The organism is Dickeya fangzhongdai (assembly GCF_002812485.1).
Lineage (GTDB): Bacteria > Pseudomonadota > Gammaproteobacteria > Enterobacterales > Enterobacteriaceae > Dickeya > Dickeya fangzhongdai.
Genome location: NZ_CP025003.1, coordinates 3,327,492 through 3,345,147 on the forward strand (window position 1 = coordinate 3,327,492; position 17,656 = coordinate 3,345,147).

The 17,656-nt window shown below is 55.0% G+C and carries 14 protein-coding genes; 2 read left to right on the plus strand and 12 right to left on the minus strand.

Annotated features, from left to right (window positions below):
* Positions 1 to 7: 7 nt before the first annotated feature.
* From nuoH to lrhA, 8 genes are all read right to left on the minus strand, one after another.
* Complete coding sequence (nuoH, locus tag CVE23_RS14730; protein WP_038667494.1) at positions 8 to 982, minus strand: NADH-quinone oxidoreductase subunit NuoH; 975 nt, start codon at positions 980 to 982, stop codon at positions 8 to 10.
* The gene (nuoG, locus tag CVE23_RS14735; protein ID WP_100850481.1) at positions 979 to 3,705 is read right to left on the minus strand and encodes an NADH-quinone oxidoreductase subunit NuoG; all 2,727 of its coding nucleotides are present in this window, start codon (positions 3,703 to 3,705) and stop codon (positions 979 to 981) included. The genes nuoH and nuoG overlap by 4 nt, the downstream gene beginning before the upstream one ends.
* Positions 3,706 to 3,818: 113 nt before the next feature.
* Positions 3,819 to 5,168, minus strand: a complete 1,350-nt coding sequence (gene nuoF, locus CVE23_RS14740) for an NADH-quinone oxidoreductase subunit NuoF (RefSeq protein WP_013318705.1) — start codon at positions 5,166 to 5,168, stop codon at positions 3,819 to 3,821.
* Entirely contained in the window at positions 5,165 to 5,695 is a 531-nt protein-coding gene (gene nuoE / locus CVE23_RS14745) for an NADH-quinone oxidoreductase subunit NuoE (RefSeq protein WP_038667491.1), read from the minus strand. The genes nuoF and nuoE overlap by 4 nt, the downstream gene beginning before the upstream one ends.
* A 2-nt stretch (positions 5,696 to 5,697) precedes the next feature.
* Positions 5,698 to 7,497 (minus strand): NADH-quinone oxidoreductase subunit C/D, encoded by a 1,800-nt coding sequence (gene nuoC / locus CVE23_RS14750; protein WP_038667488.1) that lies wholly within the window; start codon positions 7,495 to 7,497, stop codon positions 5,698 to 5,700.
* A 116-nt stretch (positions 7,498 to 7,613) separates the two neighbouring features.
* Positions 7,614 to 8,288 carry a NuoB/complex I 20 kDa subunit family protein gene (locus tag CVE23_RS14755; protein WP_012885398.1) on the minus strand — a complete coding sequence of 225 codons (675 nt, stop codon included), beginning with the start codon at positions 8,286 to 8,288 and terminating at the stop codon, positions 7,614 to 7,616.
* Between the two features lie 18 nt (positions 8,289 to 8,306).
* Positions 8,307 to 8,750, minus strand: a complete 444-nt coding sequence (locus CVE23_RS14760; RefSeq protein WP_038667485.1) for an NADH-quinone oxidoreductase subunit A — start codon at positions 8,748 to 8,750, stop codon at positions 8,307 to 8,309.
* A gap of 637 nt (positions 8,751 to 9,387) precedes the next feature.
* Entirely contained in the window at positions 9,388 to 10,338 is a 951-nt protein-coding gene (lrhA, locus tag CVE23_RS14765) for a transcriptional regulator LrhA (RefSeq protein ID WP_038919642.1), read from the minus strand.
* 1,331 nt (positions 10,339 to 11,669) lie between these two features.
* On the opposite strand from lrhA, the gene CVE23_RS14770 reads away from it, so the two are divergent.
* On the plus strand, positions 11,670 to 12,884 hold the full coding sequence (locus CVE23_RS14770) for a pyridoxal phosphate-dependent aminotransferase (RefSeq protein WP_038667479.1): 1,215 nt from the start codon (positions 11,670 to 11,672) through the stop codon (positions 12,882 to 12,884).
* A gap of 146 nt (positions 12,885 to 13,030) precedes the next feature.
* Positions 13,031 to 13,630 carry a 5'-deoxynucleotidase gene (gene yfbR / locus CVE23_RS14775; RefSeq protein WP_038667475.1) on the plus strand — a complete coding sequence of 200 codons (600 nt, stop codon included), beginning with the start codon at positions 13,031 to 13,033 and terminating at the stop codon, positions 13,628 to 13,630.
* Positions 13,631 to 13,698: 68 nt separating this feature from the next.
* On the opposite strand, the gene CVE23_RS14780 is transcribed toward yfbR, so the two are convergent.
* The 4 genes from CVE23_RS14780 to yfbV all read right to left on the minus strand — a co-directional run bounded on the left by CVE23_RS14780 (position 13,699) and on the right by yfbV (position 17,460).
* A complete protein-coding gene (locus CVE23_RS14780; RefSeq protein ID WP_174213748.1) occupies positions 13,699 to 15,534 on the minus strand; it encodes an SLC13 family permease in 1,836 nt (611 codons plus the stop codon).
* A 146-nt stretch (positions 15,535 to 15,680) separates the two neighbouring features.
* A complete protein-coding gene (locus CVE23_RS14785; RefSeq protein ID WP_049853703.1) occupies positions 15,681 to 16,337 on the minus strand; it encodes a sugar phosphatase in 657 nt (218 codons plus the stop codon).
* 36 nt (positions 16,338 to 16,373) lie between these two features.
* A complete protein-coding gene (locus CVE23_RS14790; protein ID WP_038667469.1) occupies positions 16,374 to 16,868 on the minus strand; it encodes a YfbU family protein in 495 nt (164 codons plus the stop codon).
* Positions 16,869 to 17,004: 136 nt separating this feature from the next.
* A complete protein-coding gene (yfbV, locus tag CVE23_RS14795; protein ID WP_038919645.1) occupies positions 17,005 to 17,460 on the minus strand; it encodes a terminus macrodomain insulation protein YfbV in 456 nt (151 codons plus the stop codon).
* Between the last annotated feature and the right edge of the window lie 196 nt (positions 17,461 to 17,656).

Here is a 17,656-nt window from a genome sequence, read left to right on the forward strand (position 1 = left end):
ACCCCTATCAAGCGTTGTACAGAATGACTGCGGCGGTCGCCAGCAGGTTCAGCAGCGTCAGCGGCAGACACACCCGCCAGCCGAATGCCATTACCTGGTCATAACGCGGACGTGGCAACGAAGCGCGAATCAGGATGAACATCATCATGAAAAACGCCGTCTTCAACGCAAACCAGACGAACGGCGGCAGGAAAGGTCCGTGCCAGCCACCGAAGAACAGCGTCACGATCAACGCGGAAACCGTCACGATACCGATGTATTCGCCAACGAAGAACAGACCGAACTTCATCCCGGCATATTCGATATGGTAGCCATCCGCCAGTTCCTGCTCGGCTTCCGGCTGGTCGAACGGATGACGGTGACATACCGCTACGCCGGCGATCGCAAAGGTAATAAAGCCAAAGAACTGCGGGACCACGTTCCACACCGTGGACTGCGCATTAACGATATCGGCCATGTTGAACGAGCCGGCCTGCGCCACCACGCCCATCAGGGACAACCCGAGGAACACTTCATAACTCAGCGTTTGCGCAGAGGCGCGCACCGCGCCCAGCAGCGAGTATTTGTTGTTACTGGACCAGCCGGCGAACAGCACGGCATAAACCGCCAGGCCCGCCATCATCAGGAAGAACAGCACCCCAATGTTCAGATCGGCCACCTGCCAGGTCGGGCTGACCGGTACGATGGCGAACGACAGCAACAGCGAAGTAAAGGCAATCACCGGCGCCAGGGTGAAAATCACCTTGTCGGCAAACGGCGGCGTCCAGTCTTCCTTGAAGAACATCTTGAGCATGTCCGCCACCAGTTGCAGCGAACCGCCCCAGCCCACGCGGTTAGGCCCGTAACGCCCCTGGAACAGCGCCAGCAGACGGCGCTCCCCCATACTCATGAGCGCGCCGCAGCTCACCACGACCAGCAGAATCACGATCGCTTTGCCGACGGTGGCCAGAATGTCCAGTACTTCCGGAGTCAACCAACTCATTGCGCAGCCTCCCGCAGCATTTCAACGGTCGCGCCCGCCAGCACCGGAGCAATCCCCGGGAAGCCCAGCGGCAAACCAACCTGGCCCTGACGCAGCTCAGTGCTCAGACGCACCGGCAGACGCAGCGTCTGACCACCACAGGTGATGTCCAGCAACGCACCGGCATTGACGCCCAGCAATGCGGCATCGGCCTGATTTACTACCGCGCAAGCCTGCGGCATACGCTGCTGGATAACGCCGGAGCGCTGCGACAGCTCGTCACTGCCGAACAGGTTGTAGTAAGGCGCAACCTGCCACTGCCCTTGTTGCGGGGCAAACGGCGCAGGAATCTGGCTGAAATACGCCAGCGAAGCGTCGCCGGCTTCGATCAGGCGCACGCCCGGATCGCCGTGGCGCAGATGTCCGCCCACTTCATCCTGGAATTTGTTCCACGCCTGCGGCGAGTTCCAGCCCGGCGCCCAGGCAAACGGCACCTGCTGACGCTCGGCCAGCGGACTGTTGTTCCCTTCCATTGAGAAGGTGAACATGGTGTCCTTATCCTGCGGCTGACGCGGCTCATGGACGCTGATGTTGGCGCGCATGGCGGTACGACCGCTGTAACGATGCGGTTCACGCGCCAGTTTCTGGCCCTTGACGCGGAAGGAGGCATCCGGCGCGGCGTCTTTGATCGCGGCCAACTGCGGCAACGCATTAACGCAAGCGTCAATCACGTGGTCCAACTGCGTCCAGTCCACCTGACGGCTGTTGTAGGTGATGTACAGGGAATGCAGCCAGCGCCAGCTTTCCAGCATCACCACCTTGCTGTCGTAGTAGGTCGGGTCATAGACCTGGAAGAAACGCTGAGCGCGGCCTTCCTGGTTGACGAGCGTACCGTCGCTTTCCGCAAAGCTGGCGGAGGACAGCACCAGCCCAGCCTTGTCCATGATCGCGGTGCGTTGGTGATCCAGCACAATCAGGTTGGCGGCTTTCGCCAACGCGGCATCCACACGGGCGGCAGGCGCATGACGATACAGGTCGTTTTCCAGCACCACCACGCTGTCGGCTTCGCCGGTTTCCAGTTGCGACAGCGCTTCATCCAGCGAACCGCCGCCCATCATGGTTACGCCCATGCTGTTGGCGGAGGCAGCCACAAAGGTAATGCCGACATCGGAGCCACGGCCTTTCAGCGCCTTGGCGACGTTGGCGGCGGCGGCGATCACATCGTCGCTGCCTGCGTTGGTGCCGGAGATAATCAGCGGCTTACGCGCGCCAGCCAGCGCCTGAACAATCACGTCCACTTTCTGGCTGAGATCGGCCGGCAGATCGCTGACCGCCGGCGCGGCATTGTCGAGCGCGTGGGCAATCGCAAAACCGAGTCGGGCCTGCTCAGCCACCGGCGCGCGATAACTCCAGGCGGCGATATCGTCCAGACGGGTGCTGTCGACGTTGGTGACGAACAGCGGGTGTTTGGCGTGCTGACCGATGTTCAGGATCGCCGCAATCTGCCAGTCGGCCACTTTCTGAGCCGCCGCCATTTCACGGGCTTTACCTTTCACCGCCTGACGCACCGCCAGCGCAATGCGCGCGCCGGTCTGGGTCAGATCTTCGCCCAACACCAGCACGGCGTCGTAGCCTTCGATTTCACGCAGAGACGGCGTATGCACCCCGCTCTCTTTCAGCACTTTCAGCATCAGCTGCAGGCGATGTTGTTCCGCCTGAGAGACGCCAGTGTAGAAGTTGCCGGTGCCGACCAGTTCGCGCAACGCGAAGTTGCTTTCCACGCTGGCGCGCGGCGAACCAATACCGATCACCTTCTTCGCCTGACGCAGCACATCGGCGGCGCCCTGCAGCGCCTGCTCGGCGTTCAGCGCGATCCAGTCATCACCGCGGCGTTGCAGCGGCTGACGCGGACGATCTTTCAGGTTGACGTAGCCGTAACCAAAACGGCCGCGGTCGCACAGGAAATAGTGGTTCACGCTGCCGTTATAGCGGTTTTCGATACGGCGCAATTCGCCATAACGCTCGCCCGGACTGGTGTTGCAACCCACGCTGCACTGCTGGCAAATGCTGGGCGCGAACTGCATGTCCCATTTGCGGTTATAACGCTCGGAATGGGTTTTGTCGGTGAAGACCCCGGTCGGACAGACTTCCACCAGGTTGCCGGAAAATTCGCTTTCCAGCACACCGTCTTCCGGACGACCGAAATAGACGTTGTCATGCGCGCCGTAAACGCCCAGGTCTTTGCCGTCGGCGTAATCCTTGTAATAACGCACGCAACGGTAACAGGCGATGCAGCGGTTCATTTCGTGGGAGATGAACGGGCCGAGATCCTGATTGTGGTGTGTACGTTTGGTGAAACGGTAACGACGGAAATTGTGGCCCGTCATTACGGTCATATCCTGCAGATGACAGTTGCCCCCTTCCTCACAAACCGGACAGTCGTGCGGATGGTTGGTCATCAGAAATTCCACAATCGTCTTGCGGAACTGCTTCGCCTCATCATCGTCAATGGCGATAAAGGTGCCATTCGACGCCGGCGTCATACAGGACATCACCAGACGACCACGGGTATCTTCCGCGTTCTGGTACTGCTTGACCGCACACAGGCGACAAGCACCGACGCTCCCCAGCGCCGGGTGCCAGCAAAAGTAGGGGATATCAAGTCCCAGAGACAGACAAGCCTGCAGCAGGTTATCCGCTCCGTCCACTTCATATTCTTTGCCGTCTACATGAATCGTTGCCATAGTCAGCATGCTTCCATAACAGCCCGCCTCGGCGGGCACTAATCAAAAATTCTGTCTGCGGGATGAATCGGCGTTTAATCCCGGCGTGATGCTCAACACGCCGGATTGCGCGATTACCAGCGCTGTTTCAGCAGGTTGGGCTGAATGCCGCCAATCGGTTTGGCGTTACTGACAACCTGTCTGGCGATGCCTGCCTCGAATTCGTCCCGGAAATATTTAATGGCGCTCTGCAGCGGTTCGACCGCCCCCGGCGCGTGGGCGCAGAAGGTGTTGCCCGGCCCCAGGAAGCGGCACAGCTGCTCCAGCGTTTCAATGTCGCCCGGCTGCCCTTCCCCACGCTCCAGCGCGCGCAGAATCTTGACGCTCCACGGCAGGCCGTCGCGGCACGGCGTACACCAGCCGCAAGACTCGCGAGCGAAGAACTCTTCCAGATTGCGCGTCAGCGATACCATGTTGATTTCATTGTCGACCGCCATCGCCAGCGCCGTACCCAGACGGCTGCCGGCCTTGCCGATATTTTCGAAATCCATCGGCAGATCCAGATGCGCATCGGTCAGGAAGTCGGTACCGGCGCCGCCGGGCTGCCAGGCTTTCAGCGTCAAACCATCACGCATACCGCCGGCGTAATCTTCCAGAATCTCGCGGGCGGTGGTACCAAACGGCAACTCCCACAGGCCCGGGTTTTTCACCCGACCGGAGAAGCCCATCAGCTTGGTGCCGGCGTCTTTACTCTTACCGGCAGACAGCCCCTGATACCATTCCACACCATGCTCGATGATGGCCGGCACGTTGCACAGCGTTTCCACGTTGTTTACGCAAGTGGGTTTGCCCCATGCGCCGGCGGAAGCCGGGAACGGCGGTTTAGAGCGCGGGTTGGCGCGACGGCCTTCCAGCGAGTTGATCAGCGCCGTTTCTTCACCACAGATGTAGCGACCGGCGCCGGTGTGCACAAACAGCTCGAAATTAAAGCCGGTGCCCATAATGTTTTTACCAAGCAGCCCTGCTTCTGTCGCTTCAGCGATAGCACGACGCAAATTAGCCGCCGCTTCAACGTATTCGCCGCGCAGGAAGATATAGCCGCGATAGGCTTTCAGCGCATAAGCGCCGATCAGCATACCTTCCACCAGTAGATGCGGCATCTGCTCCATCAGCAGGCGGTCTTTGTAAGTGCCCGGCTCCATCTCATCCGCGTTACACAGCAGATAGCGGATATTCATGCTTTCATCTTTCGGCATCAGGCTCCACTTGAGACCCGTGGAGAAACCCGCGCCGCCGCGACCACGCAGGCCGGCATCCTTGACCAGGGTCACCACCTCATCCTGCGCCATGCCGGTCAGCGCCTTTTGGGCTCCTGCATAACCGTTCTTGCTGCGGTATTCGTCCAGCCACACCGGCTGTTTGTCTGCGCGCAGACGCCAGGTCAGGGGATGCTGTTCAGCCGTCAGAACAATGTTTTTACTCATTGATACTGCTCCAGTAACGAATCGATATCTTCAGGCTTCAGCTGACTGTGGGTGTCCTCGTCGATCATCATGGTCGGACCCTTGTCGCAGTTTCCCAGACAGCAGGTCGGCAGCAGCGTAAAGCGGCCGTCAAATGTAGTCTGGCCGGGCTTGATATTCAGCTTTCTTTCCAGCGCCGCCTGGATCCCCTGATAACCGGTGATATGGCACACCACGCTGTCGCAGTAACGGATTACATGGCGCCCGACCGGCTGACGGAAAATCTGGCTGTAGAACGTCGCCACGCCTTCCACGTCGCTGGCAGGAATACCGAGAACCTCGGCAATGGCGTCAATCGCGCCATCCGGCACCCAGCCACGGTGTTTCTGCACAATCTTCAGCGCTTCAATAGACGCGGCGCGCGCATCTTCGTAGTGGTGTTTTTCATGCTCGATAGCGTCGCGCTCTGTGTCACTTAACACAAAAACATCGCTGGCGGCCTGCGCCGGAGCATCGATCGAATCCTGAGTGTTGTTATGTTCGTGCATAATTAGCGGTCCACATCTGACATGACAAAATCAATACTACCGAGGTATACGATCAGGTCGGATACCAGACAACCGCGAATCACCGACGGAATCTGTTGCAAATGCGGGAAACTCGGCGTGCGGATACGGGTGCGGTAGCTCATGGTGCTGCCGTCACTGGTCAGGTAGTAACTGTTAACCCCTTTGGTGGCCTCGATCATCTGGAATGACTCGTTAGCAGGCATCACCGGCCCCCAGGAAACCTGCAGGAAGTGGTTAATCAGCGTTTCAATGTGTTGCAGCGTACGCTCTTTCGGCGGCGGCGTGGTCAGCGGATGGTCGGCCTTGAACGGACCTTCCGGCATATTTTTCAGGCATTGTTCCAGAATACGCAGACTCTGACGCAGCTCTTCCACTTTCAGCATCACGCGGCTGTAGCAGTCGCTGATGCCGTCGCCTACCGGCACTTCAAAGTCGAAGTTTTCATAACCGGAGTAAGGCCGTGATTTACGCACGTCGAATGCGATGCCGGTAGCGCGCAGACCGGCGCCGGTTACGCCCCACTCCAGCGCTTCTTTGGCGTTATAGGCGGCCACGCCTTGTGAACGCCCTTTCAGGATGCTGTTTTGCAACGCCGCCTTGATGTAGGTATCCAGACGCGCCGGCATCCAGTCGAGGAATTCACGCAGCAAACGTTCCCAGCCGCGCGGCAGATCGTGCGCCACGCCGCCGATACGGAACCAGGCCGGATGCATGCGGTAGCCGGTAATCGCTTCCACCAGATCGTAAATTTTCTGACGATCGGTAAACGCAAAGAACACCGGCGTCATCGCGCCGACGTCCTGAATAAAGGTACTGATGTACAGCAGGTGGCTATTGATGCGGAACAGTTCGGACAGCATGACGCGGATAACGTTCACGCGCTCAGGCACCTCGATACCGGCCAGCTTTTCCACCGCCAGTACATACGGCATTTCGTTCACGCAGCCGCCGAGGTATTCGATACGGTCGGTGTAAGGGATATAGCTATGCCAGGACTGGCGTTCACCCATTTTTTCCGCGCCGCGGTGGTGATAGCCGATATCCGGAATACAGTCGACGATCTCTTCGCCGTTAAGCTGCAGAATGATACGGAAAGCACCATGCGCGGACGGGTGGTTCGGCCCCAGGTTCAGGAACATGAAGTCTTCGTTGTCGGTACCGCGCTTCATCCCCCACTCTTCCGGTTTGAAAGTCAGGGATTCCATCTCCATGTCTTCACGCTGTTTGGTCAGCACGAAGGGATCGAACTCGGTGGCGCGCGCCGGGAAATCCTTACGCAACGGATGCCCCTGCCAGGTCTGCGGCATCATGATGCGCGTCAGGTGCGGGTGCCCTTTGAAGGTGATGCCAAACATGTCCCACACTTCGCGTTCGTACCAGTTAGCGTTGGGGAACAGTTTGATCAGGGTCGGCATGTTCAGATCGTTTTCCGACAGTGCCACCTTCAGCATGATATCGCGGTTGCGCTCAATCGAAATCAGGTGATAGAAAACGGTGAAGTCGGCGTCCGGCAGGCCCTGGCGATGGGTACGCAGACGCTCATCCACGCCATGCAGGTCAAGCAGCATCACATAAGGTTTGGGCTGTTTTTTCAGAAAAGCCACTACGTCCAGCAACTGCTCACGTTTCACCCAAACCACCGGCAGGCCAGTGCGGGTTGCCTGAACGGTAAATGCTTCCGGTCCAAAACGGTTACACAGCTCGCTGACGACCGGATCATCCAGATGATCACGGGTTTGCCACGCAGGCAGAGCGACATCGTGCGTCGTTAAATCTGTCATAAATATGTCACCACAGTAAACGTGCTATTTCTGTGACTGATAATGGCTACACACGATTTATCGTGATATGAATTTATCGTGATCTTACGTAGCCACTACAGCCTTCACTCACAGGGTCAAATCTCATCAGGAGAACGCAGATTGGTTACCGCAATGCGCTCTCCCCGTTTACGTTCGCGCTCGGATTGCATATTGGCGCGGTAAACCCCCTGATCGCCTACCACCCATGACAGAGGGCGGCGCTCCTTACCGATGGACTCTTTCAGCAGCAACAGCGCCTGCATGTAGGCTTCCGGACGCGGCGGGCATCCCGGGATGTACACATCAACCGGCAGGAACTTGTCCACGCCTTGCACCACGGAATAAATATCGTACATACCGCCGGAATTCGCACAGGCCCCCATGGAAATTACCCATTTTGGCGCCAGCATCTGGTCGTACAAACGCTGAATGACCGGCGCCATTTTCAAAAACGGCGTACCGGCCACAACCATGAAATCCGCCTGACGTGGTGAGGCGCGGATAACTTCAGAACCAAAACGCGCAACGTCATGCACCGAAGTAAACGACGTCGCCATTTCCACGTAGCAGCAGGAAAGACCGAAGTTGTAAGGCCACAGGGAATTGCTGCGCCCCCAGTTGACCATGCTGTGCAGCGACTGTTCGAGGTTGCCCATGAAAACGCTGCGATTGACATGCTGTTCAAGCGGATCGCTGACAATCTCTTGCTTCTGGAGGGGGTAACGGTCGTTCTCACCGTCCGGGTCAATGCGGGTGAGCGTATAATCCATCTTCTAAATGCCTCGCTATTACTGCTGATGAGTGTTGGTGGTCTGAGTCACGACATTGGATTTCACGACTTGTCTTTTTGAACGCGACGGCGTCCAGTCCAACGCGCCGATACGCACCAGATAGATCAAACCAGCCAACAACACCAAAATGAAAATTGTGGCCTCGACGAAGCCTATCCAGCCGCTTTCCCGGATAGATACGGACCAGGCGTAGAGATAGAGGGCTTCAACGTCGAAAATAACGAAAAACATGGCGACCAGGTAAAACTTGGCGGAGAGGCGCAACCGCGCGGAGCCAACGGAATCGATACCTGATTCATAAGGAATGTTTTTGTGTCTGGCCCGGGCTCTGCCTCCCAACAGGAAGCCGCCGAGCAGCATAAAGCCGCAGAGACCTACAGCAACGATAACGAATAGCGCAAAAGCCCAGTGATGGGCGAGGACTTCAGTAGTTGTTGACATACTCTTGCTTACTCATCAAAAGTGATCAGACACCTGCTCTTTTGTCGGCAGTTCGTCGCCACATCGATTAAAAGGAAGGATTTTTCGCCACAAAAACACCACAACTTATAAGGTTAAGCGGCTGTTTAATGAGGCCTGATTCCCTGTTATGTAACCTTATTTTCAACGCCACTAAAAATAACAGCACATTACTTTACATGCACGCAGTTTCGTTAACATTTTGTGTGTAACACGTTGACTAAATCGAGTCAGTCAACCGCTTCACGTTAACGATTCCACCCACACAAAGCCCTTATTGGCAGGGTGACTATAACATTTTCGGCAAGAATTCCTGTTCCCCCATAGTGTTAATAGGGGTATTTTTTGATCCAGGGCACACTTTTTTCATTTATGTTAGTAAAAAAATTGCATCAATTGCTCAACCATTAACCTTTTCATTCGGTCAACATGGCTTTAAAAAAATAGAAATGCAGTTTTAATAAAAAAAGAACACAAACAGCGCATTAGACAAAGAGGGACAAAACGGACGCACAGAAGTGAACGGACAAACCGTGGTGAGAAAATCAGCATGGCAAAGACTGACTGGAGGATGGAAGCCTAAGCCATAGCGGGGCCTTTCACCCCGCTATGTTTGTACTCAGGTAATATCTTTTAATGATTCATCTGCCGGCGGTTCCCGCGTATCGTTTTCCGTTCCTGTGCTGACCGGCAGCAAATGCGAACGGGTACCGGACTCGATAGCGCTGAAAATGGCATTGGTCAGCTCGTTGTCATGATCCGGATTCCTGCACAGGTAATAGCGAGTATCAGGCAGTTTCGGCAAGCCTTCCTCTTCACCCAGCACGCGCAGTTCCGGACTCATCATTTCTACCGAACGCACGGTAATCCCAAGACCGGCTTTTACCGCCGCACGCACCGCAGACAACGTAGAGGCGACGTAAGAGATCTTCCACGGAATACCTGCGGCGGTCAGTTGTTCCAGCGCCAGCGCGCGGAACGGGCTCGGTTCATCCAGCACCACCAGCGAAACAGTCTCTCCCGGCTGGTACTGATAATCGGCCGAGCAATACCATAACGTCGGTGACGTGCGTAGCAACACATGCGGCAAATCGTCGCTGTTGCTCGTAGTAATGACCAGATCAATTTTCCCCTGTTGCAGCATATCCGCCATTTCTGCGCTGCGTTTGATACTGACGGCGATCGACAGTTTCGGGAACACGGTAGTCACGCGCTGCAGGATGAAAGGCAGGATGGTATCCGCCGTGTCATCAGACGCGCCGATAGTCAGGGTGCCCTGAATATCGCTATACATCAGAGAGGCGCAGGCCTCATCGTTAAATTGCAGGATTTTTCTGGCATATCCAAGAAACTGGATGCCATGCTCGGTCAGCAGCTTGTTTCGCCCGTGGCGGGCAAACAGCTCCTTACCAATCAACTGCTCCAGACGCTGCATCTGTTGGCTCACTGCCGACTGTGTTCTGCACACAGCCACAGCGGCGGCTGCAAACGTGTTCAAATCTGCAACAGCGACGAACGTTCTCAACAGATCGAGATCAAGGTTGAGGACAGGGCGACTTGTATTTGTCATACGGTTCTTCACTTATCTATTTTAATTTTTAACAAACATACCTGGTGTTGATGTTGATGCCCCGGCAAGGGCCGGACGCACAATATAAGACGGACAGTATCGCAGACGAACGGTTACGGCAAAAGGCCATGTATATTCCTTTGTCCGAATCGCCTCTTCCCTCAGCCTCCTTATTTAAGCATCTTATGACGTAATCAGACTTTCAAAAAGAACCCTTTTATTTATTTTAGATAATAAAATAAAAATCAAAAAAAAACCAGCTGTCTCACTTCACCGGCAATTTACAATGAAGGGATATAAGATTTTGATTGCGCTTACGTTATGACACACGCTCACCCAAATAAACGACATCTCTTATTTTTCACTTTTAACGCATGCTTTGTGCATCATTGATTCTCCGTTTGCTTGAAAAAGACATTACGTTTAAAACATCAGCAAACTCTTAAATCGCGCTATTCAATTTGAAATCCCGTTTTAATTCAATCATAAAAACCATCAAGCCACCTGATGAATTCACTTCACTATCCTTTCACTTCCCCAAAAGTAGCTCTCAGACCAAACCTGGCGCCGTTCGCACGCAAATACCATTAATACAGTGAGTTACTATCACCATGTGACTCAGTTTTTATGTAAAGATTAATAAATTTTTGTAAATTTGTTAAATAACACGCAAGAATGTCACATGTAACATAAATTTTCATGAAGTTACGCGAGGAGGTTTTCTCCAGTCAAAGAATTATCTTATGAGCAATGAGATATACCCTGTCTTTTTTATTCTTACCCTGATTTCTTCACTATTCGTTTAAATAACTCCATTTTTTATTATCAGCGAGTTGGCTGCGTTTTATTTTTTTCGGATAAGATACGCCCCCTTCATTTCCACATAGAGAAACATTTCCTTGCTCTTCTGCCATTACCGTATTTAAAAAATGGTTTTTTTATAACCCTCACGGCAGCCATCATTTTATGATACCGGTTTCAGCGTTTGAATCAGGTATAAAAAATACCTCAATTGCTGCCGAGATTATTCCTTGCGGCCACCATCTGGACATGATTAATGCTTCGTCATGCGATCCGGCTGGATAATTTACCGGCACCAGAGGCTGTTTTATAGATCCCGCTCTCAATCTCGGGTCAAAAACCCAAAGCGCCATCACAGATCAATTACAATTCATTAACAATGATGTCATTTGTCGCTCTGGCTCTGAGCGTTATCTGGAACCGGCTTCACAGCCATGGTAATGATTCTTCAAAACACACGGCGGGAAGAGTACATTAGGCGGGTTAGGCGATTACTCATCAGGAATAGGATCCTGTAAAAGGTTTGTTAAATGTCACCGATAGAAAAATCGAAAAAACTGGAAAACGTTTGTTACGATATTCGTGGTCCGGTATTAAAAGAAGCAAAACGGCTGGAAGAAGAAGGCAACAAGGTACTCAAACTGAACATCGGCAACCCGGCGCCTTTCGGGTTCGATGCGCCGGATGAAATTCTGGTGGATGTCATCCGCAATCTGCCGACTGCGCAAGGCTACTGCGATTCCAAAGGACTCTATTCCGCCCGCAAGGCCATCGTACAGCACTATCAGGCTCGCGATATGCGCGACGTGACGCTGGAAGACGTCTATATCGGCAACGGCGTTTCCGAACTGATCGTCCAGTCGATGCAGGCATTGCTGAATACCGGTGACGAAATGCTGGTGCCGGCGCCGGATTACCCGCTGTGGACCGCGGCCGTGTCGCTTTCCAGCGGCCATGCGGTGCATTACCGCTGTGACGAAGAGTCGGGCTGGTTCCCGGATCTGGATGACATTCGCAGTAAAATCACTCCTCGTACCCGCGGGATCGTGATCATCAACCCCAATAACCCGACCGGGGCGGTGTACAGCAAAGAACTGCTGCTGGAAGTGGTCGAGATTGCCCGCCAGCATAACTTGATCATTTTCGCCGACGAGATTTACGACAAGATCCTCTACGATGACGCTCAGCACCATTCGATTGCCGCGCTGGCGCCTGACCTGTTAACCGTCACCTTCAACGGTCTGTCCAAAACCTATCGTGTGGCCGGGTTCCGTCAGGGCTGGATGGTGCTGAACGGACCGAAAAAGCACGCTCGCGGTTATATTGAAGGGCTGGAAATGCTGGCGTCGATGCGTCTGTGCGCCAACGTGCCGATGCAGCATGCTATTCAGACCGCGCTGGGCGGTTACCAAAGCATCAGCGAATTCATTCATCCTGGCGGGCGTCTATACGAGCAGCGTAATCGCGCCTGGGAACTGATCAACCAGATTCCCGGCGTATCCTGTGTCAAACCGAGCGGAGCGCTGTATATGTTCCCCCGCATTGACGCCAAACGCTTCAACATTCATGACGACCAGAAGCTGGTACTGGATCTGCTGCTGCAGGAAAAAGTGCTGCTGGTACAAGGCACCGCCTTCAACTGGCCGGAGCCAGACCACCTGCGTATCGTAACCCTGCCGCGTGTTGACGAACTGGAAATGGCGATCAACAAATTTGGCCGTTTCCTGGAAGGTTATCACCAGTAATCAGGATGATGCCCGGCACCGCACTGGCGCCGGGCATGTTTGCTCCCCTGCAGCCTGAGCCTTTTCCCGCTCCCCCCGGCCTGATTTGCTTCTTGATGCCGGAGCCGCCACAATGAACCCCTAATGCTGTACACCGAGAGACACTTATGGTTCAAAGTCATTTCTTCGCCCACTTGTCCCGCCTGAAACTGATTAGCCGCTGGCCGCTGATGCGCAATGTCCGGACCGAAAATGTCTCCGAGCACAGCCTGCAGGTAGCGTTTGTCGCTCATGCCCTCGCGGTGATCAAAAACCGCAAATTCAATGGCAACCTCAATGTTGGTCGCATTGCCCTGCTGGCGATGTACCATGACGCCAGTGAAGTGCTGACCGGCGACATGCCCACCCCCATCAAGTATTACAACGCGCAGATTGCCCACGAATACAAGAAGATTGAAAAGATTGCCCGCCAGAACCTGATTGCGATGCTGCCTGCCGAACTGCAGCAGGATTTCAGCCCGCTGCTTGATGAATCCCATATCAGCGAAGAAGAGCACGCCATCGTGAAACAGGCGGATGCGCTTTGCGCGTACCTGAAGTGTCTGGAAGAACTGTCGGCCGGCAATAACGAATTTTTGCTGGCCAAAGCCCGACTGGAAAAGACGCTCCAGCAGCGCCAGAGCCCGGAAATGGATTATTTCATGACGGTGTTTATTCCAAGCTTCAGCCTGTCGCTGGATGAAATCAGCCAGGAGTCGCCGCTTTAGTCAGCCACCAATGAGCGCGGCGCACAGCCTGACAGCAGGTCAGTCAGGCTGTTCACACATGTTTGCATTCAAAATGGGTACAGCCACGGCACCATCACCACGCTGACCGCCATCACCAACAGCGTGAACGGCACCCCAACCCGAACAAAATCACTGAAACGATACCCGCCGGGCGCCAGCACCAGCGTATTCACCGGCGAAGAAACCGGCGTCATAAACGCAGCGGAAGCGGCAATAGCGATAATCATCGCGAAAGGATACGGCGAAACCTGCATCTGCTCCGCCGCCGCCACGGCGATCGGCGCCATCAGCACCGCCGTCGCCGTATTGGAAATGAACAAGCCCGTCAGCGCACAAAGCAGGAACAAGCACACCAACATCATATGCGGACCGGCATCGCCGCCAATTTCCATCAACCCTTTGACGGCCAAGGCCACGCCGCCGGTTTGCTGCAACGCCAGAGCAAACGGCATCATTCCCACAATCAGGATCAGGCTCGGCCAGTGCACGGCGCGATAGGCGCTTTCCATGTCGATGCAGCGAAACTGACCCATTAGCAGGCAGGCGATCAACGCGGCGATAGCGTTGGGGATTTCATCGGTAAGCATCATCGCCACCATCAGCGCCAGACAAAACAGCGCATGCGGCGCCTGATTACTGGCTGGCGCCACTTCATCCACTTCCGCCGGCAGGTTGAGCACAATAAAGTGGTGCTTGTGCTGGTGCAGCAGGCGGATGTTTTTCCAGTCGCCAATCACCAGTAAAATATCCCCCAGCTTTAATGCTTCGTCAGCCAGCGTGCCTTCCAGCGCCTCGCCGTCCCGACGAATGCCCACCACCGTCAACCCATAGCGGCTGCGAAACGACGCCTCCTGCAACGTTTTGCCCAGCAGTCCGGAATCCGGGATCAGCGACACTTCAGCCATGCCCACATCCCGCGCCTGTTCGGAGAAATACTCGCCGCGCAGCACCATCGGTTCCAGGCGCTGGGTGGCGCAGAACTCACGCAGATCCACGTCTGATGCCGACATATCGATCAGCAGCACATCATTCAAGCGCAATTCGCTATTGCCGCTGACGCTGACCATAATGCGCCGGAATTTTTGCCAGCGCTCAATCCCCACCACGTTGGCGCCGTAGCGCTGGCGTAATTGCAAATCATCCAGGCGCTGACCAATCAGCGGTGAGCCGGTGCGGATCGCCAGCCGGCGCGCGCGCCCGGTCAGTCGATATTCCCGGATCAGGTCACGAAACGTTTTACGTTTCCACCCTTCCTTGAAGTTATCGCTGTCCGTCGTGGTCAGCCAAAAACGGGCCACCAACATATACGCGATACCGATCAGCAACACCACCACACCAATAGGCGTGACGCTAAAAAAGCTGAACCCGGCCATACCGGTACGCATCAGCTCACTGCTGACCACCATATTGGGCGGAGTCGCCACCAGCGTCATCATGCCGCTGATCAACCCGGCGAAGGCCAGCGGCATCATCAGGCGGGCCGGGGTGGTTTTCATCCGCGCGGCGACGTTCAGCACCACTGGAATAAAAATAGCCACCACGCCGGTCGAACTCATGAAGGCGCCCAGCAGCGCCACGGTGCACATCAGCAGAATCAGCATGCGGGTTTCACTCTGCCCGGCCACGCGCATCAACCAGTCGCCGACCTGATAGGCCACCCCGGTTCGCACCAGACCTTCGCCGATCACAAACAGCGCGGCGATCAGGAATACGTTCGGATCGCTGAAACCGATCAGCGCCTCCTGTAGCGTCAGCGTGCCGCTTAGCACGAACGCCACAATCACCAGCAAAGCAATCACATCCATGCGCAGTTTGCCGGTAGCAAACAGCGCAATGGCAATCAATAACAGCATGACAACCCAGACCAGCGAACTGCTCAACATGCCTCCTCCTGACGTTAACAGTCCTTATTCATCAGGCGGTATTCCAGCTGGAAACGCATTCCCCGGAGAAACCGCTGAAAATCAGCATGCCATAAAAAAACCCTGACAAAGCAGGGTTTTGATCATGTTTACTCCGGTTTGGGGCATCATTTCAGGGTGATATTGACCCAGCCACCCGCTGTACGCGAAATCTGCAATTGCTCAAGGGAATGTAATACGGCATCCACCTCGTCCAGACGCGGCGTGTCGGCCGGCGCATTCACCGCGACAACCTTACACCCCGCAGTCAGACCAGACAGCACGCCGGCCGGCGCATCCTCGACCACCACGCACTCGGCAGGAGCCAGCCCCAACCGCTGCGCGCCCAGCAGATACGCGTCCGGATTCGGTTTGCCATGCGCCACCTGCTCCGCAGTGATGAACTCGCGCGGAGCAGACAACCCCGCGGCGCGATGGCGAGCATGCGCAATCGGCACCGTTCCCGACGTCACGATCGCCCACGGAATATTCAACTCGTCCAGCCTGACCAACAGCGCCTGAGCGCCCGGCATAGCCGCAATACCGGTGGTATCGGTCGCTTCCACCTGCTCCAGCGCGACAAACTCGCGCTGAATCGTCTCTTCACTGGCGCCAGCCAGAAAATGACGCAACGAGGTGATGGCCTGCTTGCCATGAATAAAATCCAGAACCGTCTGCGGGTCGATATCATGATCTTTTGCCCAGTTGCTCCAGGCCCGTTCCACCGCGGGCAGTGAATCCACCAGCGTGCCGTCAAGATCAAACAGAAAACCTTTACACTCCACAGAAAGCCCCTTCTTTATTTACCGGCCCCGAACTTATCAGGCATTAATGATTTGCGCGATCTCCACCGCACTCAGGTGATACTGACGCGGGCAGGATTGCCAAATCGCCAGCATGCGGATGTATTTATCCCACATTTTGGTCTGTGAGTTAAAGCCATGCGTGCCGGAATCAAAGTGGGGATAGCGCCCTTCCACGTGCACCATAAAGCGCACGTAACCCAGGTAGCGCGCCTCGGTAGCGGCATCAAAGCCAAGAAACGCCACACGGCGCTCATCCATGTCCGGTTTCTCTTTCAGGTTGGCCCAGGAAACCTGCAGCGCATGATGCATTTCCATAATATTAATGAGGGTACGGCACACATCTTCGTTTAAATCGCCAAAATCACGATCCAGTTCCCGCATTTGCAACCCATAACCCCGTTCGATGATAGTTTGCAGGCGGCGGTAACGTTCCGCATTATCGGGATCCAGCATTGACATCATTTTGTACTGATTGGACAGGATAAGTCTCTGAGCATTAGTCATTTCCATGGTGCACTCCTGAATCTGATTCCGGCTAAAGGGATATTGACAGCAGAATCGCATACTGGCTGGCGTTCGTTTCTTGATTTAAAACAGAATCCAATGGAAAAAATGTCAGCGTCTTTGGCTAAAAACCGGGTTTACATCAAAGATCGTCCAGGAACGTCTTGTCGAGCTGCCTGAAGGCACGATTCAGCACGTCCGCCAGCATCTGATAAGTGGGCTGTCCTTCCACCGGCGCCAGCGCCATTCCCGACGCCAGCAGCTTATTACGAATTTCATGAAACCACTGTAATAAGGAAGGCGGCAACGGAGTGACAGAACGTCGCCCCAGCCACCATAATCCCTGCATCGGCAAGCCAAGGGCGAATAGCGCGGTAGCCACGCTCGGCCCCAGTTGCCCGCCCAGCGCGATTTGCCAGGTCAGGGTAAAGACGGCCAGCGGCGGCATGATACGAATGGCAAACCGGGTGGCGCGCGCCACGCGATTTTCAGGAAACACCGGCGCCAAACGTTTATCCGTCGGCCAGGTTTTCATATAGTGCTGGCCCAGACGGAATAATTGTAGCCATCCTGTCTTACCGGAGGGTTTCGTCGTCATGCTCAACCTCAACTTCACATATAAAAAATAAAAAATTTGTATAAATCACCAACTGTAATTGACAAGCTTAAAATATATTTTGTGTTTAATGATTGCTATCGGTATCCTAAAATAGCCTTTTGGGCTGCGATAAAAAGCCGTATGACACCGTTGTTCTGCACTCGCTGTTTAGCCATCCGCTGTTTCAGGCAGCGTT

Excerpts from the sequence above, each read along its gene's own strand:
- nuoH (WP_038667494.1), bottom strand. The coding sequence starts at position 982 with ATGAGTTGGTTGACTCCGGAAGTACTGGACATTCTGGCCACCGTCGGC.
- nuoG (WP_100850481.1), bottom strand. The coding sequence starts at position 3,705 with ATGGCAACGATTCATGTAGACGGCAAAGAATATGAAGTGGACGGAGCG.
- nuoF (WP_013318705.1), bottom strand. The coding sequence starts at position 5,168 with ATGAGTAAAAACATTGTTCTGACGGCTGAACAGCATCCCCTGACCTGG.
- nuoE (WP_038667491.1), bottom strand. The coding sequence starts at position 5,695 with ATGCACGAACATAACAACACTCAGGATTCGATCGATGCTCCGGCGCAG.
- nuoC (WP_038667488.1), bottom strand. The coding sequence starts at position 7,497 with ATGACAGATTTAACGACGCACGATGTCGCTCTGCCTGCGTGGCAAACC.
- CVE23_RS14755 (WP_012885398.1), bottom strand. The coding sequence starts at position 8,288 with ATGGATTATACGCTCACCCGCATTGACCCGGACGGTGAGAACGACCGT.
- CVE23_RS14760 (WP_038667485.1), bottom strand. The coding sequence starts at position 8,750 with ATGTCAACAACTACTGAAGTCCTCGCCCATCACTGGGCTTTTGCGCTA.
- lrhA (WP_038919642.1), bottom strand. The coding sequence starts at position 10,338 with ATGACAAATACAAGTCGCCCTGTCCTCAACCTTGATCTCGATCTGTTG.
- CVE23_RS14770 (WP_038667479.1), top strand. The coding sequence starts at position 11,670 with ATGTCACCGATAGAAAAATCGAAAAAACTGGAAAACGTTTGTTACGAT.
- yfbR (WP_038667475.1), top strand. The coding sequence starts at position 13,031 with ATGGTTCAAAGTCATTTCTTCGCCCACTTGTCCCGCCTGAAACTGATT.
- CVE23_RS14780 (WP_174213748.1), bottom strand. The coding sequence starts at position 15,534 with ATGTTGAGCAGTTCGCTGGTCTGGGTTGTCATGCTGTTATTGATTGCC.
- CVE23_RS14790 (WP_038667469.1), bottom strand. The coding sequence starts at position 16,868 with ATGGAAATGACTAATGCTCAGAGACTTATCCTGTCCAATCAGTACAAA.
- yfbV (WP_038919645.1), bottom strand. The coding sequence starts at position 17,460 with ATGACGACGAAACCCTCCGGTAAGACAGGATGGCTACAATTATTCCGT.